A 26,208-nucleotide genomic window follows, 5' to 3' on the forward strand; every position below is an offset into this window, starting at 1 on the left:
TCTGATGGTTACGATGAGCCTGAAATCCTCCGCTACGCAATCAACCTAGTCTGTTCCATGGGTGCTGATGGCAGACAGTACCGGATAATCCGAAACCGTGTAGATACAACAGCCGAGCGTCAGGTAACAAGCACCGAAACCACCAGGGACAATTCCCCACCTGCTGCGAGAAAAGACCACTCGCATTTGCCAGGGCCGCTTGACTAACTGGATGCCTATCAAAACGTGGAAAAGTTCCTGATCGGAGACTGTCGCCAATCAGGAAGCACAATAAGACCGGTCCATTCAATCGGCTGGGCAGGTCTGGCGTGAAGACCAACTGCAATTGAACGATGCAACTGCCACTACGTTTTGCAGTCCCTCGCGTCCGGGCGATCTCGCCCACAATCTATGAGAGTTGGATAGGGTTTTTTGCCAGCTTAAAATTATTCGACATCCGCGCTCGATTTAGCATTCTGCACATTGGGTTATTGCTTGATCTAAGAGGCAACGCGGCATCCTGTAGCCAGGAACCCACCACACGGTTGTGAACGGCCAATGCCAGCCGTTCACTCACGGCGCTGGTGTCGCACTGCGACCCGTCATTCCTGACATTCGCTGCATCTGCACATTCTGGTCAAGTGTAAGTTCACACATCGATTCCACGTGGTCGATCCGGCTTTAAGAGTGGATTCCATTAATTCGAGTTCTCGGGTAATACGTACTGATGGATATCGTCGTCACTACGACCGTCATAACTTCTCTTTTTGTTGTAATCGGCGTGGCGGAACCCCTCGCCGCACGGTTGCGCCTGCCTTACAGCGTTATCCTCGCCGTCCTGGGGATAGTGATCGGTCTTGGCGCAACGTTCTTTCTCGACACTGACCTGACGGATGCATTGAACCCGGGGGCGCAGGCGATTATTGATCTGCCGATCCGGTCGGACGTCTTCCTTTATGTTTTCTTGCCAACGTTGCTGTTTCAAGCGACACTCGGCATGAACCTGCGCAGGATGCTGGATGACTGGATGCCCATCCTGATGATGGCCGTTGTCGCAGTGATTGTCGCGACCCTCTCCATTGGCTATGCGCTGAGTTGGGCAAGTGCGCTGCCTCTGGCCGCCTGCCTGCTGATCGGCGCTATTGTATCGACAACGGACCCCTCGGCGGTTGTCAGCATTTTCCGGTCGATTTCGGCACCGCGCAGGCTGTCGCGAATTATCGAGGGTGAAAGCCTTCTTAATGATGCTGCTGCGGTTGCTCTTTTCGGGCTTTTCATGAGCTTTGTCATGCTGGGCAGGCCCGATCCGCTACTAAGTGAAGCCGTAGGCCAGTTTCCGCTGTTGATCGTAGGCGGAGCACTCACCGGTTGGCTAATGGCGCGTATGGCGGTTTGGATGATGGCGTTTGTAGACCGTTGGGATATGGCGCAGATTTCCATTTCCATCGCGCTGCCATACCTCGCCTATATTGTTGCAGAACAAAGCGTCGGGGCTTCGGGCGTCATCGCGGTGGTGGCCGCAGGCCTTACGCTCAACCTCACAGGCCCCGGTCGGTTGTCACCGGTCGCCTGGACAAATCTGCAAGAAGTTTGGGACCTTTTGGCACATTGGGCAGGCGCGCTGATCTTTATTCTCGCAGCATTGCTGATACCGCGATTGCTGGAAGAGGTGCGGCCGTCCGACTTTGGCCTGCTGGTTGTGGTGGTTCTGGCCGCCATGTTCGCGCGAGCGGCAATTCTGTTCGGGTTGCTGCCATTGCTTACGGCAATCGGTCTGTCGCCAGCTGTCGAACGCCCCTATCGCACCGCAATATTGTGGGGTGGGCTTCGTGGCGCTGTGACGCTGGCGCTGGCGCTGGCAGTCACCGAAAGCACGCATATCCCGCTTGAGACAAAGCGCCTGGTCGGCATCCTAGCCACTGGGTTTACGCTGTTTACACTGATTGTGCAGGGAACAACCTTGCGCACGGTGATCACGAAACTGGGGCTCGACAGGCTTTCTCCGCTTGATACGGCTCTTTCACGCCAGGTGGTCGCGGTCGCCTTGCAATCGGTTCGCGAGGATGTGTCCCGCACCGCAGAAAACTATAACCTGACCCACGATATCGTCAGAAACGAAGCCAAACAGTTTAGCGAACGCCTCGACGAGGCTGTAAAGGCCGCCGAAGACAGTGCGCAGATCCTTGATCGTGACCGGGTCACGCTTGGCCTTATTGCGCTGGCAGGTGCAGAGCGGGATTCCGTCTTGGCGCGGATGCGGGAACGCACCATGTCATCGGTTCTGAGTGAGAAGATTCTGTCCGACGCCGATCGGCTCATTGAAGGCGCACGGACCGGTGGGCGGATCGGCTATCAGCGCGCATCAAATCGGTCCATTAATTACGGCAGATCTTTTCGGATCGCTGTGTTTCTGCACAACCGGCTTCGAATTTCGTTCCTGCTCACTCGTATAACGACGGATCGGTTCGAAAGATTGCTGATGCAACGCCTGATCCTGCAGGACCTCGATGGATTCGTCCGTGGCCGCATACGCCGGATCCACGGACGACGGGTTGCGGAGTTGCTTGATGAAGTGTTGGCACGCCGGTCCGAGGCGGTTGAGACAGCGCTGGACGGTCTGCGGCTACAATATCCAGGTTATGCCGAAAAGCTGGAGCGGCGATTCATCCGGCGGACCGCGCTGCGACTGGAGGAGCGTGAATACGCGGTCATGCGCGAAGACGGTCTGGTGGGCGAAGAACTCTATTCGGTGTTGATGCAGGAAGTGGCGGCACGACGCGCATTATCTGAAGGGCGTCCGGTACTGGACATTGCCCTCAAAGGACGGGATCTTGTCAGGCAGTTTCCGCTTTTCTCCGATCTCGACAAAGCTTCGCTGCGGAAACTCAGTAGAGCTCTGCGTACCCGCTATGCCAACGCGGGTGATACCATCATTTCCAATGATGAACTCGCCCGGAGTGTATTCTTCATTGCTTCTGGGGCAGTCGAAGTGGAATTAGGCAGACACACGACGCGGTTAGGGCGTGGCGAAATGTTTGGGCAATTGGCCATGCTATTGAAACGGCCCCGTCGCGTAAACGTGCGGGCGTTGGCACCCTCAACTCTGCTTATGCTCGACGAAGCGCGTTTTCGGCGATTGCTCCGGCGAAGTAAGGCCATGCGGAATTCTGTCAAGATGAGCGCTGACAAGCGTATGATCGACCCAGCGGTGCTGGACCTGGATGAGCCCGCAGGATCCTCTGAAAAAAGGGGCATTTCTTGAGAGATCACCAGTTGGAATGGAGCCGTGGAAACAACGGTGTTGTGTCACGGGCTCCAGACGGGTTCGGTTTTGTTGAATGCCTGCTCCCATCAGAAGCTTGGTCACTCGAAAAAACCGTCACTACTTTCAACATCTCGGACAATCGCCCCAGTTTCCGACCTCCCATTTTAACAGCGTCAATTAAAAAGTGCAGCTGCATGAGACGGCTGGATGCGCGACCGGCAATATATTCGGCCCAGAACCGACATCCAGCCGACAACCGAGATGCTGCGATCGCCGACCGCTTTGCCGCCATTCGCTGCACCGGCGAGATGGGAGGCCTGTAGAACCCACACATTGCGCATCAAAGCAACCGTTAGCTGCACCACAGCGGCCCGAAGCTAATTGCTCGTCTACTCTGCAGACAAATCCGACTTTATCCTTATCCATCCGAAAACCAATAAACGAGATGGTTGGAAATGGTTCAGCTTGATAGGACGGTAATCTGGCGGCCATAAGTGTGCCGCAAGAAAAACGACTTAGTCTGTTTGTCACGCGGGACGAAAAGCAATCACTGACAAATCATCCATGCGCTCTTCATTCTTCGTATAGTCTTGGAAGGCAGCGTCAATGGCCTTCGAAAGCTCTTCCGAGTTTGACCAGCTAGCTTGCTCACCTATCGCAATTAAGCTTTTGAAAGCCAAGGGAGAAACGCTTGTTGCCACCCAATTGGTCAATCAGGCCGTCAGTGGAGACAATCAGGTCCGTGACTTGATCCAATTGGACTTTGTGCTCGACGAACTCTGGCTCATTTGGGGTGTCCGCACACCCAACGCTCAGCCTGTCACCCCGGAATCGATCGACACCGGCCACCGATTTAACCAACAAAGACATGTGCGCTCCTGCAAACTTAGCTATCCCTTTCCTTGAATTGATCTGGCATATAGCGGCGTCTATGCCGTCATTAGAATTCGCGCCTTTAGTGTCCGGATTTAGGAGCGCGCGAGTAAAGTCGCTCAGCTTCGACAAAGCCGAAGCGGGGGTGAGCGTATCGTTTTCAAAGCAAAGCCGCTCGAGAGTCGCGATTGCTAGCATGGTCATGAAGCCTCTGGGGAAGCCGTGTCCAGTACAGTCAATTGCAGTGAGTGTCGAAATCCGGCCTTCTGATCTGACCCAGTAGTTGTCGCCACCAACTAGATCGCGAGGTTCACATTTAACCGCGAAATCGGCAAAGGCAGCTTGGCACAGTCTTGCTGCCGGCATTCATTCATGCTGTCGCGTACGTTTCACACTGCCTGCAAGCTTGACGTTCGTCTCATTCCGACACCCAATTATGATCGAAGGCATTGGAGGGGTCCGTATGAAATGGCGCCGAGTTCTTCCAACGATCCGCTTTGGCACCGAACGCTATCCAGAGAAGGTCGCGCGGCGGCTCCGCGTGGTGAACGCGACCGCATTTGCGCTCGTGGTGATTTCTTTGGGATTTGTCGTCGCCCATATGATCAACCCCAACCCCGGCCTGTGGCCGCCATCGCTCGTCCATCTCGGTGCCGCGCTCGGTTTTAGCGCTGTCCCGTTAATGCATCGGTGGGGGCCGTCGCTGGGAGCGTCCCTGCTTATCGCGGTCGGGTTGGCTGACATTTCCGGACTATGTCTGATCTTTGGAACCGGATCGGGTTTGCACTTCTGGGCCCTGCTGGTTCCCGCGCTTCTCATTCCGTTCTTCGGAGAGATACGCCTCCCGGTTGCAGTCGCATTGGTCGCGTTGGCCGCTACGGTCACGATCGTTCTGGAGGCCGTGACGCCGGTGAACACTGGGCTGCGGCCGCCGCACCAGGTCTTCGTTGCGAATTTTATTCCCTCTGTCGTACTGAGCTTTGCGATCCTGTTTTCGATCGTACTCTATGCGATGCGTCAGATCGCGCACGCCGAGGCGGCGGCTGAGCATGAGTTCGAGCGTTCCGAGGCATTGATCGCGAACATCCTACCTGTCAGTGTGGCTGCACGTCTCAAGGAGAGTGGCGGCGAAGTAATTGCCGACCGATACGATCAGGCCTCTGTTCTTTTTGCCGACATGGGGGGTTTCACCGCGCGGGCAAGCGACACGGAGCCAGAGGATCTCGTTCGATTCCTCAACGACGTCTTCAGCGATCTTGACACGCTCGTCGAGAAGCATGGCCTCGAGAAGATCAAAACCACCGGCGATGCTTACATGGTTGTAAGTGGCGTGCCCGAGCCGCGGCAAGATCAAGTTGAGGCACTCTCAGATCTCGCACTCGAGATGCGCGACGCGCTCTCTGACCTCGTTGATCCGAAAGGACGTGCGGTGCCAATTCGCATCGGTATCGCCAGCGGTCCGGTCGTAGCAGGGGTCGTAGGCAGGCAAAAGTTCTTCTACGACGTTTGGGGCGACGCAGTTAACATGGCGGCGCGAATGGAACAAACCGGCGAGCCTGGTCAAATCCAGGTGACATCGGACGTTCATGAACGCCTCATGAACCGATTCATCTTCGTCGAACGCGGTTTGATAGAAGTTCGAGGCAAAGGCATGATACGCACCTGGTTGCTGAACGGTAGGAAGAGTGGATGAAAGGACAGGACGAGCGAACTACTCCAGCATCGGTCTTTGTCTAAATGACGAAACTGTCATTGTGTCCGTTCCTGGCACGAGGCGAAGTTAGCCCCAAGGGCAACAATAGGGCTGGACCGGACCTTCGGAGTATTGTGCTAACGGCAGGTTTGTCCGCGTCTCGCTAATTGCTTGACGAAATTTCGCTGCGCCCGGCACGAATGGCCTCTCTTTATGCTGCTTTGCGTGCGCACAGAGAGAAAACCAAATTCACAGAATGGGCTCTTCGCGGCCATTCTCTGCGTGCTACACGAAGGATTGCTTGCCAATAGTTCAACTAGAAACTAGCGAATTTCAAAGTCTCAAAAATTTAAATCGCTAAGTATTTGATTTTGCTCCGACCGTAGTCTCAGCAATAAAGTGATCCGACATGACCTGTACAAACCTGTTAAAAATGAGACCCCTATTTTGAGGTTCGATACTACGTGCTTTATCGTCTGAAAGCTAAGCTGCTCAAAAAGATAAGAAAACGGCCATTGCTCTCCCTCGTTCAGCAGCATGGAAAGTGTTGAATGGATCCCTGAGGTGTTGGGATGCGTAGCCAACTCTACTTATGCTGGGAATTGCGAACTGTTCCAGACACAGAAAGTTTAGTATCTATAGAACTTCCCAGAGGATACGGTGTTTCTTGCCTTCGACTGATTTGACCCTCAACATTGTTTAAGAAACGCTTCGGACCGCGTCAGGTTCTGCCACGACCGATTCAGACTTGGGTTTTCCGATCAGCCCTTCGCATGGGCATTTCTGACAAAATCAAAACCGCGAATTGCGTCCAGGGGCGCGAAGCATTTGTGGCAGACCAACACCAGTTGTTTGCCGTATTGAGCAAGATCCGGGGTCGCTACGATACTAAAACAGGATTGGCATCGTTCAATCAAAGGTCTGGACTGGAATTTGCACATGGTGACAATGGACAGGGACCAATCGAGACGAAGATAACGATCCGAGCCCCCTGCCCTGTCCTCCATCGGACACAAAGGGCACCAACTATAGCGTAGTATTCCACTCAGAACAGTTACGAGCTTGTTATGATCATAGGCCATTCCCGTCCAGATTACATGCTGCTCGTCAAGCATCGGATATACCTGTGGGAGGATCATCCGGTTCCGATCATCCGCTGGTATCCATGATCCGACGAAGTCGAGAACCCACGCCCAAAAACTTTGGGTAAGAACAACCCGGCTGCAATTTTGTTCGGGATGCACGCGTTTGACAGGCGTTCGATCTCGCGATTGCAGCGAATGTCAGCTATGCGGGTGCCGATGCAACATCCGGCGCCGATGCCAGACGTTGGCTTCGGGCGGCCCCTGCAGGCCGCCCGAAGGACTAGTTTTCGATTGCTTCAGTAATAGCCAGCACTTCCTACAGTTCAACACCCAGATACCGGACAGTGCTATCCGTCTTGGTATGCCCCAGTAGGAACTCAACAACTCCAAGATTGCCGGTCTTCTTGTATATCTGGGTAACCTTAGTCCGCCGCACCGAATTCGTGCCGCATGCACTTTCCTCCGAACTAATTGACGTAAACCAGCCACGGAAAATCCGAGCATATTGACGCGTCGAGATGTGAAGGCGCTCTTGGAAGCGACCTGGCCGTGGTAACTCTGAGCCGGCCATGATCTCGCCCTCCATCCACCTCTCAACAAAGGCCCATGTACCTTCGGAAACCTCGAACCGCACCGGTTTCTGTTTCTTGCTCTGTAGGACCGATGCCCGTTCCTTGAATTGACCTGACGCCATGACGTCGACGACTTTCATCTTTACCAAGTCGCAGCCGCGCAACTAGCTGTCGATTGCCGTGTTGAACAGTGCGAGGTCACGAGAGCTCTCAGCCAATTCAAGCTGTACTCGGATTACCCAGACGTGCTTTGGTTTCAATGGTCGCTTCTGGCCGACAAGCCGGCCCTTGTTTCAAGCGGGGCGAAGCGCGCGAACGGCTGGTAAGTTTGGTGTTTCAATGACTTATCCTCCGATCCGCTATGCCCGCCAAAGCGACAACCCGACGTTGACCTGCCCACTGTATCACAAGATGTTGCGCCGCATCCGAGGTCAGCAATGAGTCCAGAGTGACAGATGCTGCACTAGCCGGGAATGGCAGCGGTGCGCCAATGTTGACTCTGCAAAGTTTAAACGAACGGCGACATTGAACTTAGACCACAGTCTCACCCACTGCGGCGCAGAATTCTCCAAACCGGTCGATGGTCGGATTCGCAGCTGGTAAAAAAATTTCAGGTTTTGACTGTCATTTGAGGCATTAGTCACTCGGTCAAAAGAGCCGAAAGCTCACTCGCCCCTTTTTGCAGAATGCCCAGAAACGACATCAGACTGTGTACGTCATGACGTTGTGTCGGCGCGTGCACCGAAAGCGTGCCCACCAATCGGCCTTGTCCATCCTGAACGGGTACTGCTAGCGCAGTCATTCCGGTCATGAATTCCTCGTCATCGGTGGAATAACTATTCTCAGAGATACGTTGGATCTCCGCTCGCAACGCCTTGGGATCGGTCAGCGAGCGTTCGGTTTGTGGTCGCAGATGTCCTGCCGAAAGAAATCCATCCAGCTTTTTCTGCCGTAGTGTGGACAGGTACAACTTGCCGCTGGCGGTGCAGTGGAAGGGCACCTGAGTCCCGACCGGGAGTTGAATTCGCAGAGGCCATTTGGTTTCCACCCGGTCGAGATAGATCATACCCTCGCGGTCTGGAATGGCGAGATTACAAGTCTCACCAACAGTTTCAGCCACACTGCGCAAGATTGCCAGCCGCGCAGTGCGTAGATGCTCGGACGACATGGTATTGACCGAAAGCAATCGCAACCGGTGTCCTGGGCCATATGATCTGCCATCTAGATCTCGCTGCAGGAAACCTTCGGCTTCGGCGGTTTGCAGCAGACGATGAATAGTTGGCTTGGCCAGACCCAATGCCTCAATCAGGTCCGATGGTTTGACGGAAACGCCCCGCCGCGCCACCTCCTCGAGGATCAGAAGAAGGCGCAAGTTGGTCGGGATTTGAGTTTCTCGATCTTGTGTTTCCGTCTCGGCCATCCTGCAACAGTCTAGTTATTTGGCAGCAGGATCAAGGCCAGATCAGGCACGAGCGACACTAAAATCCAAACCGACAGAAGCGCCACCAGATAGGGCACCGTATACCGAAGCAATCGGAAATAGGGTACACCTGTCACTCCCGAGGCCACATAGAGGTTTAGCCCATAGGGTGGAGTGATGAACCCAATGGACGCGCCCACAAGGAAGATCACCGAGAAATGGATTGGATCAATCCCAACCGAGGCCGCGATTGGTGCAAGAATTGGGGCGAGAATTATGGTTACAGGCAGGCTTTCCAAAACCATTCCAGAGAAGAAAACGATAACCATCGATGTGAACAATACCGCGTAGTACCCGCCCATCGAGGTTACGAAATCTCCAATGGTTTGCTGCGCGCCAAGCAATGACAGGATCTGCTGCATCACCACCGAAATTGCGATCAGCGGCGCAAGGATACCAGTGATCTGGGCCGAGCGGATCACGATCGAAGGGATCTCGGGGATCGTGAAGCCTTCAACCACGAACATCTCCGCGAAGGTTTTTTCTGTGGGCGGAATATCGTTTCGGGCACCCATGATCCGGTTGATAGGATAGCTGACCAATCCGGCGATTACGCAGAAACCTACAGTCACGCCAGCGGCCTCGGTGGGTGAGAATTTGCCGGTATAGATGCCCCATAGAACCAGACCGATGGCGAAAAAACCCAGCCACGCACCGAACGCGGTTTTCAGAACCCGGTTCAGTTGCAACGGGATAAGGTGGCCCCAGCCATTCATGCGGCAGATGATCCAGCAGGCGAATTGCATACCCATGACCATCAGCGCGCCGGGTAGAATACCCGCCACGAACAGCTCGGAAATGGGCAGGTTCATCAAAAACCCGTACACGATGAAGATAATGGACGGAGGAATAATGATCCCAACAGTACCACCCGCAGCCGCGGTCGCGGCACTGAAACGTTCGTCATAGCCGCCCTTGACCATCTCAGGGTGCAGCATCGACCCGATGGTCGCGGTTGTTGCCGAGTTCGACCCCGAGATCGCCGCAAACAACCCACAAGCTCCCAGCGAGGCCATGGCCAGCCCGCCGCGTATCCAACCCAGACAGGAATAGGCAAAATCGCTGAGCCGTCGCGCGATGCCTGATTTGTTAATCAGGTCTCCGGTCAGGATAAACAGGGGCATCGCCAGCAGCGCAAAGCCTTTGTTGAACACGTTCAACAGCTCGGCTCCCATATTATCCAACGTCAGTCCCAGGACAAAGGAACATCCGATAACCCAATAGCCGATAACCAGCAGGACCGGCACGCCCAGCATGAAAAGAAACGTGACGCCCAGCGAGATTAGTGTAACCCAAGTTCCATCAGCCATCAGTCCGCTCCAATCACGGCCTGCTTGATCAGAGGCTCGCCGGTTTTCCAGTTGTGTAAATCATCGGCCAGGTTCTGAAACACGCGCCCGACCATGAGGAAGAAAGACAGCGGCGCGGCCAGAAGGAACCACCACTGCATGATGTTGTCAGTGCCCAGAACGATTTGAAAGTTCGAAGCAGACAATGCCACCAGCCGTACGGTGGTCACGATGACGATGACCGCGAAGATATACCAAAGCACTGCATCCAGGATCAGGCAAGCCAGTTGTCCTCCGCGCGGCATCGAAGCGCGGAATTCGCTAAAACTCAGATGTGTGCGTAGCCGCACGTTATAAGACGCGCCGAACCATGCCATAACCATAAAGAGGAGTGGAGGAATGGTGGTGGACCAGGGTTCCTGATCGTTAAACACAAACCGATCGATCACCCCCCAGAATATGATGAAGGCAATCGCAAGGTAGGAATAAACCATCACGGCACGTTCAAAGTGACGTTCGACAAACGGCAACTTCCGATAAATCCACATAATGAGGAGCCCACCCAGGGCCGAGACGATTGCGCCCACCACCCATGTTGCGTCGGATTCCAGTGCGGATTGGATCTCGAACGAATCGAAGGTGAGTAAAGCACTGACTATAGCGCCGACATCTGCCCAAAATGACATGAACCCCGTCCTCCCAGTCGGTGTTGTGTGAAACCGGCCCACACGGGCCGGTTCGGAATATGCTTAGATTAGGCTTCGCCTCTCCACCAGCGGCGAGGTTCGACATTTTCTGGCAATGTATCAGCCGGAATCTCGCGCGCGATGTCGTAGATTTCCTGATAGGTGTCGATACCGCCTGACCACTTGTTCAGACGCTCGCGCCACTGCGCCCACGGCTCAGGGTTGTAGTTCGGAGCACACATCTCTTCAGCCAGCTTGATCTGGTCATCCGCCAGGAAGGCCGGGCGCACACCGTTTTCGGCAAAGATTGTGTTGGGCAGCTGCGGATCCGAGAAACCTACAGTGTTCAGCAGCGCAGCCTCGTTCGCACCTTGAATCAGAGCCTGTGTGAAGTACGAGGATTCCATGACTGCATCCTGCAGTTCACCGCCCAGCCCGTCGAAAACCTTGGCGGACATTGAGGTATGCTCGGTACCGCAGAAGAACTTCAGGTTTACCGACTGCGACACAACGGGCGACATGTTGGCGTAAGCCACGGCAGAGGCCCATGTCTCGGCGCCGTCGATCAGACCGGTCTTCAGCGCGTCCAGGGTTTCTTCCCACGCCACTGGAACTGGGTTCAGGTTCAGAAGCTGCATGGCGATACGACCCAGCTGAGTGCCCGTCACACGGTTTTTGGTGCCGAACAATTCTTCCAGCTTGGTGACGGTCGGTTTATCCGAAAAGGTAGAGCCCATTTGCAGGCCGCGCAGTTCACAATGGGTGAACAGGAATTTCAGACCGTGTCGTTTTTCCAGCGGCTCGCGCAGGATGCGCTGGCTCGCGGGGCTGTAAAAGAAATGATACTGCGCCGCACGGCTGGGGAACATATAGGCGTAGTCCAGCACGTTCAGATACGGCGCACCACCGGCCGAATTCTGGGTTGAGGCGGCATAGATATCGACAATCCCCTGTTGGGTTTTTTCGACGCAGCTCAGCTGGCCGCAGATCTGGTTGTCGCCGATAAATTCGATACGAATCTCACCGTCCGTGCGCTCTTCCAGATCACGCGCGAATTCGATGGCGCCGGCACGTTCGATCAGCAGGTTGCGAGTGTTAAAGCCCGATGCACCGAATTTCAGCGTGTGCTTCGGCTCTTTCGAAAAGCGTTTCTCATAAGTTGATTCGGCAGCCTGTGCCAGATTCGCCAGGCTCATTGCCCCGCCGAACCCGCCCGCGGCCAAAAGAGTTGAACTCATGCCGTAACGACCCGCCACACGGAAAAAATCCCGCCGTGAGATACCACTTAGTTTCCGTCCGATCTCCATCGCTTACCTCCCTGTTCGCAATTATTGAGACGTTTTGTATCAAAAAAGGCTAGTATATTTCTTGCATCTTGCATAGAGTTTTTTTCAGCGACGTTGTGAGGAGGCGGTCATGGAAGTGGATTATGCAGTTGTTGGCGCGGGGTCTTCGGGCTGTGTCATTGCCAATCGGCTGAGTGCCGACCCCAACACAACCGTTGCATTGCTCGAGGCAGGTGGCCGCGACACCAACCCGTGGATTCACATCCCCGTTGGCTACTTCAAAACAATGCATAACCCTTCGGTTGACTGGTGCTATCGCACCGAACCTGATCCGGGGTTGAACGGTCGGTCCATCGACTGGCCGCGCGGCAAGGTTCTGGGCGGCTCATCCTCGCTGAATGGACTGCTCTATGTCCGCGGGCAGAAAGAGGACTACGATCGCTGGCGGCAAATGGGCAATGAAGGTTGGGCGTGGGACGATGTCTTGCCCCTGTTTAAACGCAGCGAGGATCAAGAACGCGGTGAAGATGAGTTTCATGGCGTTGGTGGGCCTTTGTCTGTGTCGAACATGCGTATTCAACGCCCCATCTGCGACGCCTGGGTTGCCGCGGCACAGGCCGCAGGCTACCCGTTCAATCCCGACTACAACGGCGCAGAACAGGAAGGCGTAGGTTATTTCCAATTGACCACGCGCAACGGCCGTCGGTGCAGCGCTGCTGTGGCCTATCTTAAACCCATTCGAAGTCGTCAGAATCTGAACATCATCACCAACGCATTAGTGACACGCGTGGTTTTGGACGGGAAAAAGGCGACCGGGCTGGTTTACCGGGATAGGTCGGGGGTCGAGCAAACTCTGAAAGTTCGGCGCGAGATTATCCTGTCTGGCGGCGCGATCAACTCTCCGCAGATTTTAATGCTGTCGGGAATCGGCGACCCTGACCACCTGAAGAAAAACGGGATCGAACCGGTCCACGCCCTGCCCGGCGTCGGTAAGGGCTTGCAGGATCACTTGCAGGCGCGATTGGTGTTCAAGTGCAATGAACCAACACTGAATGATGAAGTCCGCAGCCTGTTCAATCAGGCGAGGATTGCTCTGAAATATGCTCTGTTCCGAGCCGGGCCTATGACCATGGCGGCCAGCCTTGCCACCGGGTTCATGAAAACGCGCCCCAACGTTGAGACGCCTGACATTCAATTCCATGTGCAACCCTGGTCTGCCGACAGCCCCGGTGAAGGCGTGCATCCGTTTTCAGCCTTCACCATGTCAGTATGCCAGCTGCGTCCGGAAAGCCGAGGCGAGCTTCGCCTGAACGGCCCGGATCCGTCCACACACGTCAAAATCGTCCCGAACTACCTTTCCACAGATACGGATTGCCGAACCATCGTCGACGGAGTGAATATCGCGCGCAGGATTGCCAAACAGAACCCTCTGGCCTCAAAGATATCGGAAGAGTTTCGACCGACGGCAGACCTGAGCCACGACGACTATGAAGGCACACTTGATTGGGCCAGATCCAACACCACATCAATCTATCACCCAACCGGCACTTGCGCGATGGGAAGCAATGACATGTCTGTTGTCGACGCAAAACTAAATGTACATGAAATAATGAATTTACGGGTAGCTGATTGCTCCATTATGCCGGAAATAGTCAGTGGCAACACTAATGCGCCAGCGATTATGATAGGCGAAAAGGCAAGCGACTTGATAAGTGCAGATGCCTGACAGGCCCTCCATCTTGACTGCGTGCCTTGCAGAATGCCCAAAACACTCGCAACCGATGGATCAGTGCGCCAGTCGCACAAGCTCAAACTGTTTTGTTGGTTTTGTCTGGTCGCAACTTGCACTTTGCCAAACTCTCGTCTCATGACTGACCGTGATCTGGGAGGGCGACCCCAGGCCAACGATCTGTGGGGCATCTAGCTCAGGTTTTGACGTCATACCTATCTCGCGAAACAAGCGTAAGCGGTCGCGGACACTATTTGCTTTTCCTATAGCTCAAATCGTAACGTCCGCATTCCTGTTTTTGGGCGTACAGGTACTTCACTTGCAGAGAGAGACATACACTGCCTTGGGTCGCGAGCCTGAATGCCCCAAATGGTCTGGCTATGGACACAGCGTCGATGAACGCTATTGGCTGCTAAGTCCCGCGCATCGTAAATTCAGCGACTCACAATTTGTGCTGCTGCAGCATTTGAAACTACGGGCTCTTCGCCGCCATTCTCTGCGAGTTGTACGAACGGCTGCTTTTCGACAGTTCAGGAAGAAAATCGTGATCTCTTGAGTCCCAGAAATTGAAGAACGTAGAAGCTTGATTTTGGTGCAACCGGAGTCTCACCAATTAGGTGATCTGACATGACCCGTCGCAACACTCTTGACTGAAACCGCTTTGCTGCCAGTGGCCACTGTTTCAGCTAGGTTGATTTTCTTAGTTTCGCTACTTTAACCTAGTCTAAGACTTCAATGCCGAATGGTATGTAGCTTCGAAGACCTAAATTGCGAAAATCACTGTGGAATCAAAACTCGCCACCACGATAATTGCAGATATCTCGGATAGCACTCCGTTCTATGAAGCAATGGGAGACGATCAGGCGCAGAAGCTGATACAGTTCGAGATTGACCGCCTGCGAGAAGTTGCAATTTCCCTGGGTGGCGTTCCTGTAGGGCAAAAGGGCGACGACTTCTTATGCTACTTTCTTGATCAGGACGCTGCGGTTAAGTCGGCATTGGAGATGATAAACAAGCCGCACGGCACTTTGTTGTCTGTTCATGCAGGAGTACATCATGGTCCAATCGTCTTCGCTGAGAATGGAATTTTCGGCGAAACTGTCAATTTAACTGCCAGACTAGCCGCGGCCGCGAACCCAGGCGAGGCTTGCGTCAGTGAGAGCGTCGCCAGTTACCTGAGCCCAGACATCAAACAGTTGCTCACTCCGATTGGGCCCCTTCACCTGAAAGGTGTGAGCGATCCTGTAAGAGCTTATTCGATGCGAGCCCTCACAGACGGGCTGAGCACGGTTGTGCATCCGCCGGGTCTGATTGATCGCGGCAGCAATCAAGTAGCCCAGAGCAATAATTTTGCACTTATTCTCTATCATAACGACCGCTCATGGCGTTGCAGAGAGGGTGGTGAAATAAAAATCGGCAGATCCAAACAATGCGACGTAGTCATGACACAGCCGTGGGTCTCGCGGTTACACGCTGTGCTGAACATGAAAAACGGCAAACTCATGCTCACAGATCGGAGTTCTTCTGGCACGTACGTAAAGTTCGAAAATGAAAGAGAAATTCAACTGAAACGAGAAGCCGTCATGCTTGCAGGCGGTGGCTTGATTTCGCTATCTCTTCCCACTCAACACGCCGATGCCCGACCTCTCGAATTTGAAGTCGTGCGTCGATAGCCGTTTTCAAAGTCAGTCTTCCGAGTTCTGTGGCGAAAGTCTCAGAAAGAAATATTCATTTCGTGCTAGGATCATCTTGCAGTGCTGATTTCAACAAGCTCAGGAGGGAAGCATGCAGTTTTTTTCTTTGAACCAAGTGTGTCGCAGTGGATTGATCCTTGGAGCGACCGCATTTCTGTCCCCTATGGAAGCTTCGGCACAATCAGATATGCCTAATGCCTGCCCTGTGGATGGCTGTGACGTCCGTATCGTTTCGGTCGAAAAAAATGGTGACGAACTTATAATCACCTACGAAGCAAACTTTAAACCGGACGTCTCCAAGAACCACCTACACGCTTGGTGGGGGGAAAGCTACGCTGTCGAGCAAGTCGGCAGGAATGCTCAAAGCGAGTTTAATGTCGAGCAAGGCCGATGGCACCGACACGACGATTACCCCGCCTATGTGACCAAGGAAGCTGCCTCAACGTCGGCACGAGATGGGGCCACAACCATGTGCGTCACTGCGGCTGACAGGGACCACAATATTCTGGACGCGACCAAGTATCATTGCTTGGACGTGCAGGAACATCTCTGAGGTAAGGGATGAATCATGAGTTTCCCCGCTTTTATAGGCCGGTATGCCGTAGAAAGGGAAATTGCTAGCGGCGGTTTTGCAGCTGTCGTTTTAGCTAGGGACGAAGAACTGGAAGTCCCTGTCACGCTCAAGATTCTTCACGCAAATCTAGCCAGCAATGACAAGGTCATTACTCACTTCCTAGAAGAAGCGCGGTTGCTGAGGCGCATTCGATCTCCGCGCGTTGTGTCCGTTCATGATGTGGGGCGGCTGGAGGACGGGCGGCCTTACTTTGTTATGGACTATGCAGATCGCGGTACTTTGGCGGAACGCCTGAAACGTCTGGAGCCAGCGTTGTTGGCTCAGCGTGATGGCGTGGGCATCTTGATTGACGCGCTGGCTGATGGCCTGACGGCGGTTCACGAAGCAAACGTTGTGCATCGCGACGTCAAACCGGCAAACGTGCTTTTGCAACGCATCAAACGCCCAAAAGATCCTGACATCGCAAACACTTTTAGTGCGCTTGTTGAGCCCGACGAAAGAGTGTTTCTGGCCGACTTGGGCATTGCAAAGGACATGGCGATTGACGTGACTGGTGCGACCATGATGGCCGGAACACCGCTCTATCAAGCGCCGGAACAGGTCGAAAGCGGGCAACCTGTTACCCCAATGACCGACGTTTACTCGGCGACGGCGCTCATGTGGCACGTTTTGACAGGTCGGGCGCCGCCACCGTTTCACCGCATCTCAGAGACCTTACCGGAGTTGCCAGAGATGTGGCGCGACTGCATCGAGCATGGAATGGCGCTGGACCCTGAAGCGCGGTTTCAGCAAATGGTGTCTTGGCGGGATTCAATGAATGATGCCTTGGACCGGGATCGACGAGAAGCCGCTTCCGAGGCAGTTACACAGTTTTCAGAGAGCCAGGTAGAATGCCCCTACAAAGGGCTGGCGGCATTTCAGTCCGAAGACGCAAGGTATTTTTTTGGTAGAGAAGACCTGGTCGAAGAGCTTGTCAACAGGCTTCAACAAGGCCGAATGCTGGTATTGGGCGGCTCATCGGGAAGTGGAAAATCATCAGTACTTCGTGCCGGATTGCTCCCTGCTTTGGCAGCAAATGCAATTCACGGAAGCGAAAACTGGCGTGTTTGCGTTTTCACCCCCGGCCGGGACCCGATGACGGATTTGTATTTCCAACTCATCGGGGACAATTCACATCTTACCGCTCAGGTCTCACTCAATGACTTTATCGCTTATCCCAGCGCAGCGCGTCGCCTCGCGACGGCCAATGAAGGCGAATTACTCATTTGCATAGATCAGTTCGAAGAGCTTTTTACCCTGGTCACACAAGAGCGCAGAATGAAGTTCATTGAAGCTTTGTCTGCAATGACCGACCCTGCAGACAGTCGCGTTCGAACTGTGATCACCATTCGCGCCGACTTTTATGCTTCATGTGCGGAAATACCTTGGCTTGCTGACCGGATATCGGAAAACCAACTGCTGGTTGGGCCGATGACCCGAGCGGAACTTCGCCGCGCGATCAGTGAGCCTTCTCGTGCAGCCGGGCTGCATATGGACAGGTCTCTGATCGACGCGATTGTTGATGAAGCAGGTAAAGAGGCTGGCTCGTTACCCCTAGTGGCACATTCGCTTTACGAAACCTACATCCGACGCAAAGGTGCAACCATGTCTCTGGACGGCTACAGAGAAGCAGGCGGCGTGACGGGTGCGATTAGCCAAACAGCCGAAACACTATTTTCAAACAGTTTTGATGAGGACCAGCAAACGGCCACGCAGCGATTGTTTTTGCGATTGGTAACACCCGGAGAGGGTACACCGGATACACGCAGGTTGCTTCCGATAGATGAGGTTGAACAAGACATTGAACCAAGCACAACGCGTAAAGTTGTTGAAGCCCTGACAGACGCACGCCTTTTGACGGTGGATGAAGACACCGTTCAAATCGCGCATGAAGCCCTTCTCCGCACTTGGCCAAGATTGAACTCTTGGATCGAAGATAGCCGAGACGATCTGCGAATGCGCCAACGTATTCAGCATGACGCCGCAGAGTGGGAACAGGATAGCCGCGAACCTGATTTATTGTATCGCGGAACACGTCTGTTGGCTGCGGAAGAATGGTCAGTGGACAACGAAAATGAGTTGGGAAGGCTTGAACGAGAGTTCCTCGGACAGGCGCGTAAGGCGCGCGAGGCAGCTCTGACGGCATCTAAGCGGCGCAAACGGCGGCGGCGTCTCTACTTCCAGATCGCTGCTTGTGCGCTGGCTGTACTGACCATTGGGGCGACAGGGGCTTCTATTCTGGCAATTCGTGCCTCTAACCTTGCTGAAACCAATCGCAAGATTGCAGTTGCAGCAACAGCAGAAGCCAATGAGCGGTTTGCGCGTGCACTCGGAGCGGCCGCAAATGGCCTATCTCAGTCAGACCCACTGCTCGCTCTTTCCCTAAGTGCAGAAGCCATCGCCCGAGCCAATTCAGCCAGTTCCACCTCGGAAGCGCGTTCTGCAATGCTGTTGGCGCGCCAGAAATTGAGCGAACCAGGCCTTGTTCCATTGGGAAGCCCGCTGACGGTCGGAGACGCTCAAACCATGGACCTTGATGCTGCAGGGCAACGGGTGGCCGTCGGATTAAGAGATGGCCGTATCGTGATCTACAGCACCAATTCGGATGAAGGTGTTTTGGCTGAACTGGTAGGGCACTCAGGGGGGATTCGAGACCTGGCCTTCTCACCGAACGGAAGCCTCCTCTTGTCGGCTGCAACTGACGGGGAGGTCCGTTTGTGGGATGTTGGTCCTTCACGAATTGGTCCGGTTACAACCCTGTTTGCCGGTGACGATGTCGCGTTTGGCGTGGCCTTCGATTCAATTAGCAGACGCGCCGCCTCTGCCACCGGAGATGGTACCGTACGCCTTTGGGATGTTTCGACCGGGATGCAAATAGGTCCACCCCTAGCGGAACGTCAGCTCGGTTTCAAAAGAGTCGCTTTTTCTCCGGCACTGGAAGGTTTGGTGGCCGGAAATGTTGACGGGTCCATCTACGGATGGGTGGACATAGATGCACGTCCTGCCTTTCCGCCGATACCGGGTGGTCCGCTGGGTCCCGATCCTGACCACCTTTCATTCAGCAGCGACGGCAGTCTTTTTGTCGTCTCCCATACGAATGGAAAGGTCACAACGATCGGATTTCCCTCAGGAGGTCCAATCGTTGATCGTTTTACCCACGCTGAGGCGGTTGTAGCAGCAGCGTTTTCCGGCCCTAAAAATGTTCTTGTGGGCGCCACGGTAAACGGAACGCTCATTATGGAAGATGCCAACTTGTTGCCTATCGGGGACGAAGTTCAAGCGCACAGCCAGAGCATCGTGGATATCAAAACTGCCACGCAGGTTCCCATCCTGGCGACACTTGGTCGGGACCAGCAGGTCCGTATTTGGCAGGTCGCTTATGAAACAAACAGCGACAATACCTTGACCTTTGAAGATGGGAATAAGGCTCTGGGCATTGCATATAGCCCAGATGGAAACAAGATCGCTGTAGGCGATGGCGAAGGCAATGTCTGGATTTGGGATGTAGGATCCAGCATGAAACCCATGTTGTTGAAGGGGCATCGAAATCAGGTTTGGGCCGTGGCGTTCTCGCAAGATGGTCGATACCTTGTCACGGGTGATCGGGATGGCAATATCCGGATTTGGGACCCAATTTCCCTGCAGCTTAATGAAGAATTCAGCTTGGGGCAGGCGCCGGTCTGGAACATTACGCCGACCGCCTCATCGTTGTTTTTTGCCGCCGCAGGGAATGGGGTTCATAGAATTGATGCTGCAGACACAAGTATAGTCGAAACGATTGGATTGCCCGAAACGGCCATAAACCGAGTAACCATTTCTTCGGACGAAGCCAGGCTTGCGGCAGCTTCCGCCAACGGAAAGGTCTATATCTGGAGTATTACTCATGATGAGTTGGAAAACGTGATAGACGCTGACGATAACACGCTCTGGAGTGTTGCGTTTTCGACTGACAATTCCAAAGTTGCATCGGCGTCAAGCGACGAAGTGGTAAAAGTCTGGGATTTAGAGAGCGGTGACGAACTGGCGTCGTATGGCGGGCACAAGGGCGGCGCGACGGATATTGCCTTTCTGGCGGATGGCGCGACATTGGTTGCAGTCGACAGATCAGGAGAGTTGCATTGGTGGGACACGGCGGTGAACCGACGTCTCATGCCTGTTCAGAAAGTGCACACAGCCCCAAGTTGGAGAATTGCACTAGCGCCAGATGGTCATTCCTTTGCGACCACAAATGAAGAGGGCGTGACCCGCGTTTGGGACAGATTGAGTTTGGAAATTGCCTGTGCACTGGGCAACCCGACTTTTGACAGAGAAAGACGAATTCAATTTTTAGGAAGTCAAAAGCCAGAAACCAGTTGTGATACTTTCCGTGAGTAGTCAGGAATTGCTACTGTAAAAGCCTTTGAGGCTCGGAACGTGTACCCGGTTTTGTTTCCATTTTTTTGCGACCGAAGACCAAGTTCCCTACTCCTTTGGACTGGAACAGTCCTATCAAGAGGATCCTGTTTCACCCCGTTCGTTATCGGAATCGGCGCTGGAGCCCACTTCGTTCCGGACATTTTAGTATCTGCCTGACCTGTCATGAGGAGCGCTCGTGTTCTTGAATCGCACTGGTTTCAACTGACATCACAATGATGGAAACATTGTCTGGTGCTCCTTGCGCAAGCGTAGCTTCGAGCAGTCGTCTCACGGCCGTTTCGTTTGAATGAGACAAAACCTGCTCGATGAACGGAATCGGAACAACGTCCGTCAGCCCGTCACTACAAATCAAGTACTTCGAACCATTGCTCACTGGCTCGATACCCGTATGAGGATCAATTTCATGGAAACTTGGTGTCCCTCCGAGGGATTGAGACAACGCAGGTTTTGCTAAGCTCGACAGGGATACCTCCGAGACTAGGTCATCCACACTTAACTGGTGCAAAATCTCATTGCGAAAACGAAAAACTCTACTGTCCCCCACGTTGAACCAGATCAGCTTGTCGGAGAAACAAACCACGCCGGCTACGGTCGTACCCATACCCTCGAGAAGCGAGTTTCCAACTGCCAAATCGTACAAATATCGATTTGTATTTCTTAAGAATTCAACAAGTTCGTAGGAACTCGTTAGTCTCGATGTACGTGAAAGAAATGCGTTTACGGCCATTTCACTCGCATACTCTCCGGCGCGATGACCTCCCAAACCATCAGCAATCAGGACCAGTTGTCCGGTGGGTTCAGAAAACTCAAACCTGTAGGGCTCGGTCATTGAACGCTGCTCTTTCCAAGATCCCGCCAAGATGCAGTCTTGATTGGAGGGACGAGCGCGTCCGGTGTTTGTAAGGGCCGATCCTAGAATCTTCATGTTTGTGTCAATTCAATATACTGTTTCGCGGCTTTCGAGAAATGCGACCATGATTAGACGGCAATGATAAGCCCAATTGTATATCAACGTATAACTGAAAACGTGATTGCCAGCTTGTTTGGGTGTTCTGCACAGGTCATGCATCATGCATTACAATACCGCCCAATATGCCGGGCCTGAAAGGTCTACGTTTTTCGCCTAAGATCATCGCCTATACTGTTTGGGACTGCTATCGCTTCGCGCTCAGTACTGCCGATGTTGAAGATCTGCTTGCGGAACGCGGAGTTGCGGGTCATTGACGCCTTCTGCCTGAAACAGATCGGCTACCCACCGCATACTCTGACGGTGATGGCACAGTTTATGCCCGCGTGAATCACGATCTGGAAAGCTTGGAATACCTTTAAGCGGTCTACAGCCGTGGAGCACGCCCTGATCTTCTGACGTATCCGGTGTTGAATTCAATTCACAGTTTGGCCGAAGACCGCAATTTTGCGCGCGAACTTCCCCGTTTTGCCTCCGGCCTTGATCGCGTTCAAAGCTGACTGAATGTCCGACGACCCCGCCGGTTCATCAGAGGCCACGCAAAGCTCGTAGAGCAGTTCTAGAATGCCGCCCAGATCCCGCGGAAGCACTGACGGCAGGTCGACCATCATGCTCGCCAACGCAGTTTTCACCGCCTGCGCATGGGTGTTGGATATTCCGGCCAGTTGGGTCAATCGCTTGGTCCACCGTCGCAGCGGCAGGCCCGCGTGAAACACAAGGGAATGCGCAGCTGATGCAAACGCGCTTGGGTCAAACAGCTGCTGAGCCATCAAAGTGGCCATTGCATCAATTGTCGTTGTTCCGACGCCCTCATCGGCACTGGCCAGATACCAGGAAAGCATGGCGTGTGCCATCGTTCCGGGTTTGGGATCGGGGCGAAAAAGCGGATCCAGGAACATCATACAATGATGGTTGGTCAGTTTCTGGTCCAGTTCCAGTTCAAAAATACCCGTGGCAAAGAACAACTCGGTATGCGCAGGACGGATTAACCCCACCCAGGAGTTTGGGTGCATCATCCAACTGCTGCCTGGATCGCTCAAAAAAGTATGCTCAGATTTTGCAGGCAGGGCAAAGCCCAATGCGGCATCGACATCATCGGGAATTGGCGGGGTGATCCGGATTTCCGGCCTCGGCCAAGTATATTGATCTATCCGCCGAATATCTGCGAAGAACTCAAAACGTGCCGGGTGGCCCACACCCGGCACTGGTCCACCAACAAGGGCCTCAATGCGCGGATCGGCACGCAGCGGCAGGGTCGACGACCACGCAATCGCCCATAGTAGTTTGTCCGCTTCAGGTGGCAAGTCAGCCCCCAAAGCATAAGCAAGCGCCCTTTCCGGTTCTGATAGCGGCTGCACGTCGTTAATCGCCGCTTCGCGCCCTTCGGGCGCCAAACGCATAAGCGCCAGTTTGATATCAGTGTCACCCGGTCGGATGCCAAGCTTTCGGTATTCTGCCAGCCGTTCAATCAACTGTCCCGCCGCCAGATACCCGCGGTTGTCACTGGGTGCCGACAGCATGGGTGCCATGTGCCCTTTCCGCGCAAGAGCCAGCAACTCTTGCGCCCTGACTGCAAACATCCCCTCAAAGCTGTTGCGTTCGATCCCAGGCGGCGTGTGCCCGGAATACCGAGGCGTAAGGAATGGCTGCAGTTCAGCTTCTATATCCGTCCCGTTGGCCCATGCCAGTGCGGTCGCCACTATTGGTTTTTCGAAGTTCCCTACGCCGCTAAACACGTCTTGCACCATGCGGTTTCTCAGTTGATTTGCCCGCTTCGCCAGCGGTGACAACAAGGAATCAGCCGTCGCCCCGAAGCGGGCCAAGCCATCAAATGCGCGTTCCGTCAAAAACGGATCGCTACCGTCTTCCAAAAGCTCAAGAAACACTGCCACAGCTTCTTCAGCCGACGCGACCGGACGAAGGACCTCGAGCTTTGCCACCAGATCATCCGCTTCAGGCAGCCGGGTCGGTTTGCCGCCTCCCATAATCTTAGCAAGCCTTTCCTGAACTGTCGGAGCAACTACATCCGCATAATCGCGTAGTTTGCCCTGAACCTCTGGTACGGAGTGCTGGCCCAAGGTTTCGATAAGATCCAGGGCCTTTGCCTGCACATCTCCGGCTTCGAAAATCAGGGCTGATGCGGCCGTCAGAGCCACTTCAGATGCCCTGTCGGGATGGCACTTGGCGCAGCTTTTCAGCAATTGCAGCGCCATGAGGGCACTGGATTTCTGGCGACCTTGCAATGCGGGTTCGATCGAAGCCAGCAGCTCGACAGGATCAATCCCGCTTAGTTTGTCGATCCTTTTCAACACCTTCAACGCAAAGGCCACAGTCGGAGGCGCAGAGCTGCCAAGCAAGTCCAGATACCGCGTGGTCCGGTGCAAAACCTCTGTGTCCGTAGGGCAAAGGCTGGTGTGAAACCGCGAGTACCATCCGGCACGAAACTGCCCGAAATCCCGTTCAAGCGCGTCCAGCGAGGCGTCCAACAGCCGGTCTCGGTCCAATGTGCCGTCATCACACAGACCGATCAGGAGGCTTGTCCAGGACACCCCCGGCCCGCTGTATTTGTCATGTGCGGCAAGGCTCAGATCACCACCGCCTTCAACCTCGAAGAACCGCCAGACGTCATGCGTCAGAAACCGGTCACGCGCAGGGCTCGGGATGGCCGCCTGATGGGCATAGTAGCCCAATATGTAGGCGTCCGTCTGCGGGATGCTGCACTGCCCTTGAGCATACAGTATATGGACCACTTCGATCAGGCGGGGGTTGTCTTCGACCGCCGCCACCGCCCAATCGTTAATCCAACTGAGGTCGAGGGCGCCAAATACATCCGTCAGAGGGATCGAACGCGGCAGAATACGCCAGTCTCCGCAGCTATACTCGGATGGGCGCGCTGTCGCCAGAACCGCGACTCCAAGCGCATCACCATCCTTGGCCAGTTCCGGGATCCGATTTCTGCCGTTAAATTGAGTGTCCCAATGTGCTTTGTCATATGCTTTCTGCGTTTTCAGCGCGATCGGAGCAAAGGCGCGACGGTCGGCTTCAGGGATGCCAGAAAGTGTTTTCAACACGTGACGCGCCCGCTTGGTTGAAATCAGTTTCACGAATTCTGCTTCGGTCACTGTAAGCGCTCCATTTCCAGTTCCGCGGCCAGAATGTGCTTGCAGGGGCCTCGCGCGTTTTTGTTTCTGGCATACCACGGGCAGGTGCAACTCGGCGCGCCATCGCCAAAACGCACACGATGAACTGCCCCGTTGCTGATTACCTTTGCACCTTCCTGTTCAAGTGTGACCGCCCTAGCATCCACCAGTTCCCGAGCCGCTTTCAGGCGGGGGTTCATTGCCTCGATCCGGTCCATGTCGAACGGAAGAACCCTGTGAAACCAAGTGGAATGAGCAAGGTCGAACCCCACAAGACCCAAGGCTGCCAGATGCGACATGCCCGTGCTGACCCGATCATGAGACAGTCCGCTGTTTTGGGCCAAAGACGACAGGTCCAGACGGTCCTGCCAGTGAAGCTGCGCCCGTAGGGCGGCAATATCCGCTTCGTTCCGCGCCAGATCTGACAGCAGCCGGCCATCGCCGGAAAACCCGCGCCAAGGTTCGGCATTCAGTACCAGAGTCAACCGCTGCGATACGAAATCGAGCACCCAAGCCGAGCTTTGCAAGGCGGGATTTTCATAGACATGAAGAGCCACGGCCCTGCCAACCAATGTTTCGAACACCCTTAGGCGATGCCCTCCACGCAACGGCACACTTCCGGGTGCCGGACGGGTCGTGGTTCTGACTCTTGGGCCCGTGGCCCCGACCCAGATCCGGTGATCCGACTTCGAGCGCGGCAAGCTGCGGAGAAACCGCTGGGCCGATACGGGGGGCAACGCGAACGCTTTCTCCATTCCTGACAGGTGCCCCTGCACTTCGCTAAAACCTTTGAGCCAACGCAAGGGCAGTGGAACCTTGCGCTCTGTGACACTGGCGCGTTCATGCGCCAGTCCAACCGCATGTGCCCCGATTGCAATCTCCAAACGGCTCTCCGGTCGGGTCTGAGCCAACAGCGCCCGCAACTCGGCCCCAAAATCCACGTTTGTGGTTCCTTTGCTGCGGTGTTCGACCTCAACGGCGTCTTCATCAATATCCAGACGGATATAGGCGCTGCAACAGGCTGAGAAACCTTCGAACCGGACTGTTGTCGGGCCAACGGTCGCAACGGGATCGGCTTCGCGCAATATCCGCGCCAACATGGACGGCGGGATGTAAAACCGTGACCCCACGATTTCAGAAACCGCACGCAACGCTCTGGCCGTCACGTCGGGTTCTTTCGCAACGGCCTTCAGAAAAGTATGCGGTTCATCGACACCAGTCTGATCTGCAACAAGAAACAATGAGCGGTCTTGATCCTGCCCGACCAGTGTCGAGCAGCCGGAATAGTGATAAACGTGGTCAACTCCGGTCATTCCGGCATTCCAGCATTCCAGCATTCCAGCATTCCAGAAATCTGGCTCAATGAACCATGGCTTTATAATGAACTCGGAAACAGATTGTCGGGGTAAAGATGTCAACAATGAGACCCTTTGCCGTCTGG

Annotated in this window: 14 protein-coding genes and 2 pseudogenes; 7 read left to right on the top strand and 9 right to left on the bottom strand. The window is 54.4% G+C overall.

The annotated features are described in order from the left end of the window. Positions 1-706 precede the first annotated feature (706 nt). Positions 707-3,241, top strand: a complete 2,535-nt coding sequence (locus tag AC2FEE_RS03325; RefSeq protein WP_496863040.1) for a cation:proton antiporter — start codon at positions 707-709, stop codon at positions 3,239-3,241. A gap of 651 nt (positions 3,242-3,892) precedes the next feature. Here AC2FEE_RS03325 and AC2FEE_RS03330 read toward each other — a convergent pair. After that, positions 3,893-4,483, bottom strand: coding sequence for a SpoIIE family protein phosphatase (locus tag AC2FEE_RS03330; protein ID WP_496863041.1), 591 nt, complete (start codon positions 4,481-4,483; stop codon positions 3,893-3,895). A gap of 70 nt (positions 4,484-4,553) precedes the next feature. Between AC2FEE_RS03330 and AC2FEE_RS03335 the strand changes: the two genes are divergently transcribed. Next, positions 4,554-5,810 carry an adenylate/guanylate cyclase domain-containing protein gene (locus AC2FEE_RS03335; RefSeq protein ID WP_496863042.1) on the top strand — a complete coding sequence of 419 codons (1,257 nt, stop codon included), beginning with the start codon at positions 4,554-4,556 and terminating at the stop codon, positions 5,808-5,810. Between the two features lie 1,401 nt (positions 5,811-7,211). Here AC2FEE_RS03335 and AC2FEE_RS03340 read toward each other — a convergent pair. The 5 genes and pseudogenes from AC2FEE_RS03340 to AC2FEE_RS03360 all read right to left on the bottom strand — a co-directional run bounded on the left by AC2FEE_RS03340 (position 7,212) and on the right by AC2FEE_RS03360 (position 12,229). Beyond that, a pseudogene (locus tag AC2FEE_RS03340) lies at positions 7,212-7,808 on the bottom strand (tyrosine-type recombinase/integrase). Positions 7,809-8,107: 299 nt separating this feature from the next. Next, positions 8,108-8,887 (bottom strand): IclR family transcriptional regulator, encoded by a 780-nt coding sequence (locus tag AC2FEE_RS03345; protein ID WP_496863044.1) that lies wholly within the window; start codon positions 8,885-8,887, stop codon positions 8,108-8,110. 11 nt (positions 8,888-8,898) lie between these two features. Next, positions 8,899-10,257 carry a TRAP transporter large permease gene (locus AC2FEE_RS03350; protein ID WP_496863045.1) on the bottom strand — a complete coding sequence of 453 codons (1,359 nt, stop codon included), beginning with the start codon at positions 10,255-10,257 and terminating at the stop codon, positions 8,899-8,901. Continuing rightward, positions 10,257-10,922, bottom strand: a complete 666-nt coding sequence (locus tag AC2FEE_RS03355) for a TRAP transporter small permease (RefSeq protein ID WP_496863046.1) — start codon at positions 10,920-10,922, stop codon at positions 10,257-10,259. The genes AC2FEE_RS03350 and AC2FEE_RS03355 overlap by 1 nt, the downstream gene beginning before the upstream one ends. A gap of 68 nt (positions 10,923-10,990) precedes the next feature. Then, positions 10,991-12,229: a TRAP transporter substrate-binding protein gene (locus tag AC2FEE_RS03360; protein WP_480595269.1), complete on the bottom strand. Its 1,239-nt coding sequence runs from the start codon at positions 12,227-12,229 to the stop codon at positions 10,991-10,993. Positions 12,230-12,338: 109 nt separating this feature from the next. Here AC2FEE_RS03360 and AC2FEE_RS03365 point away from each other — a divergent pair, with 109 nt between their 5' ends. The 4 genes from AC2FEE_RS03365 (at position 12,339) to AC2FEE_RS03380 (ending at position 20,618) form a co-directional block, all read left to right on the top strand. After that, a complete protein-coding gene (locus AC2FEE_RS03365; RefSeq protein ID WP_496863048.1) occupies positions 12,339-13,934 on the top strand; it encodes a GMC family oxidoreductase in 1,596 nt (531 codons plus the stop codon). A 785-nt stretch (positions 13,935-14,719) separates the two neighbouring features. After that, on the top strand, positions 14,720-15,610 hold the full coding sequence (locus tag AC2FEE_RS03370; RefSeq protein WP_496863049.1) for an FHA domain-containing protein: 891 nt from the start codon (positions 14,720-14,722) through the stop codon (positions 15,608-15,610). Between the two features lie 112 nt (positions 15,611-15,722). Beyond that, the gene (locus AC2FEE_RS03375) at positions 15,723-16,184 is read left to right on the top strand and encodes a hypothetical protein (RefSeq protein WP_496863050.1); all 462 of its coding nucleotides are present in this window, start codon (positions 15,723-15,725) and stop codon (positions 16,182-16,184) included. 15 nt (positions 16,185-16,199) lie between these two features. Continuing rightward, positions 16,200-20,618, top strand: a complete 4,419-nt coding sequence (locus AC2FEE_RS03380; protein ID WP_496863052.1) for a WD40 repeat domain-containing serine/threonine protein kinase — start codon at positions 16,200-16,202, stop codon at positions 20,616-20,618. A 202-nt stretch (positions 20,619-20,820) separates the two neighbouring features. Here the strand turns inward: AC2FEE_RS03380 and AC2FEE_RS03385 are convergent, their stop codons facing one another. Next, entirely contained in the window at positions 20,821-21,585 is a 765-nt protein-coding gene (locus tag AC2FEE_RS03385) for a PP2C family protein-serine/threonine phosphatase (protein ID WP_496863053.1), read from the bottom strand. Positions 21,586-21,752: 167 nt separating this feature from the next. Here AC2FEE_RS03385 and AC2FEE_RS03390 point away from each other — a divergent pair. Next, a pseudogene (locus AC2FEE_RS03390) lies at positions 21,753-21,872 on the top strand (IS6 family transposase); the annotation flags it as partial. A gap of 171 nt (positions 21,873-22,043) precedes the next feature. On the opposite strand, the gene AC2FEE_RS03395 reads toward AC2FEE_RS03390, so the two are convergent. Continuing rightward, positions 22,044-24,749 (bottom strand): DUF6493 family protein, encoded by a 2,706-nt coding sequence (locus AC2FEE_RS03395; RefSeq protein WP_496863055.1) that lies wholly within the window; start codon positions 24,747-24,749, stop codon positions 22,044-22,046. Beyond that, complete coding sequence (locus tag AC2FEE_RS03400) at positions 24,746-26,080, bottom strand: SWIM zinc finger family protein (protein WP_496863057.1); 1,335 nt, start codon at positions 26,078-26,080, stop codon at positions 24,746-24,748. Before AC2FEE_RS03400 ends, AC2FEE_RS03395 begins: the two co-directional genes overlap by 4 nt. Between the last annotated feature and the right edge of the window lie 128 nt (positions 26,081-26,208).

The organism is Ruegeria sp. YTSC199, assembly GCF_059609725.1.

Excerpts from the sequence above, each read along its gene's own strand:
- AC2FEE_RS03365 (WP_496863048.1), top strand. The coding sequence starts at position 12,339 with ATGGAAGTGGATTATGCAGTTGTTGGCGCGGGGTCTTCGGGCTGTGTC.
- AC2FEE_RS03330 (WP_496863041.1), bottom strand. The coding sequence starts at position 4,483 with ATGCCGGCAGCAAGACTGTGCCAAGCTGCCTTTGCCGATTTCGCGGTT.
- AC2FEE_RS03385 (WP_496863053.1), bottom strand. The coding sequence starts at position 21,585 with ATGAAGATTCTAGGATCGGCCCTTACAAACACCGGACGCGCTCGTCCC.
- AC2FEE_RS03345 (WP_496863044.1), bottom strand. The coding sequence starts at position 8,887 with ATGGCCGAGACGGAAACACAAGATCGAGAAACTCAAATCCCGACCAAC.
- AC2FEE_RS03335 (WP_496863042.1), top strand. The coding sequence starts at position 4,554 with ATGATCGAAGGCATTGGAGGGGTCCGTATGAAATGGCGCCGAGTTCTT.
- AC2FEE_RS03325 (WP_496863040.1), top strand. The coding sequence starts at position 707 with ATGGATATCGTCGTCACTACGACCGTCATAACTTCTCTTTTTGTTGTA.
- AC2FEE_RS03350 (WP_496863045.1), bottom strand. The coding sequence starts at position 10,257 with ATGGCTGATGGAACTTGGGTTACACTAATCTCGCTGGGCGTCACGTTT.
- AC2FEE_RS03380 (WP_496863052.1), top strand. The coding sequence starts at position 16,200 with ATGAGTTTCCCCGCTTTTATAGGCCGGTATGCCGTAGAAAGGGAAATT.
- AC2FEE_RS03375 (WP_496863050.1), top strand. The coding sequence starts at position 15,723 with ATGCAGTTTTTTTCTTTGAACCAAGTGTGTCGCAGTGGATTGATCCTT.
- AC2FEE_RS03400 (WP_496863057.1), bottom strand. The coding sequence starts at position 26,080 with ATGACCGGAGTTGACCACGTTTATCACTATTCCGGCTGCTCGACACTG.
- AC2FEE_RS03360 (WP_480595269.1), bottom strand. The coding sequence starts at position 12,229 with ATGGAGATCGGACGGAAACTAAGTGGTATCTCACGGCGGGATTTTTTC.
- AC2FEE_RS03355 (WP_496863046.1), bottom strand. The coding sequence starts at position 10,922 with ATGTCATTTTGGGCAGATGTCGGCGCTATAGTCAGTGCTTTACTCACC.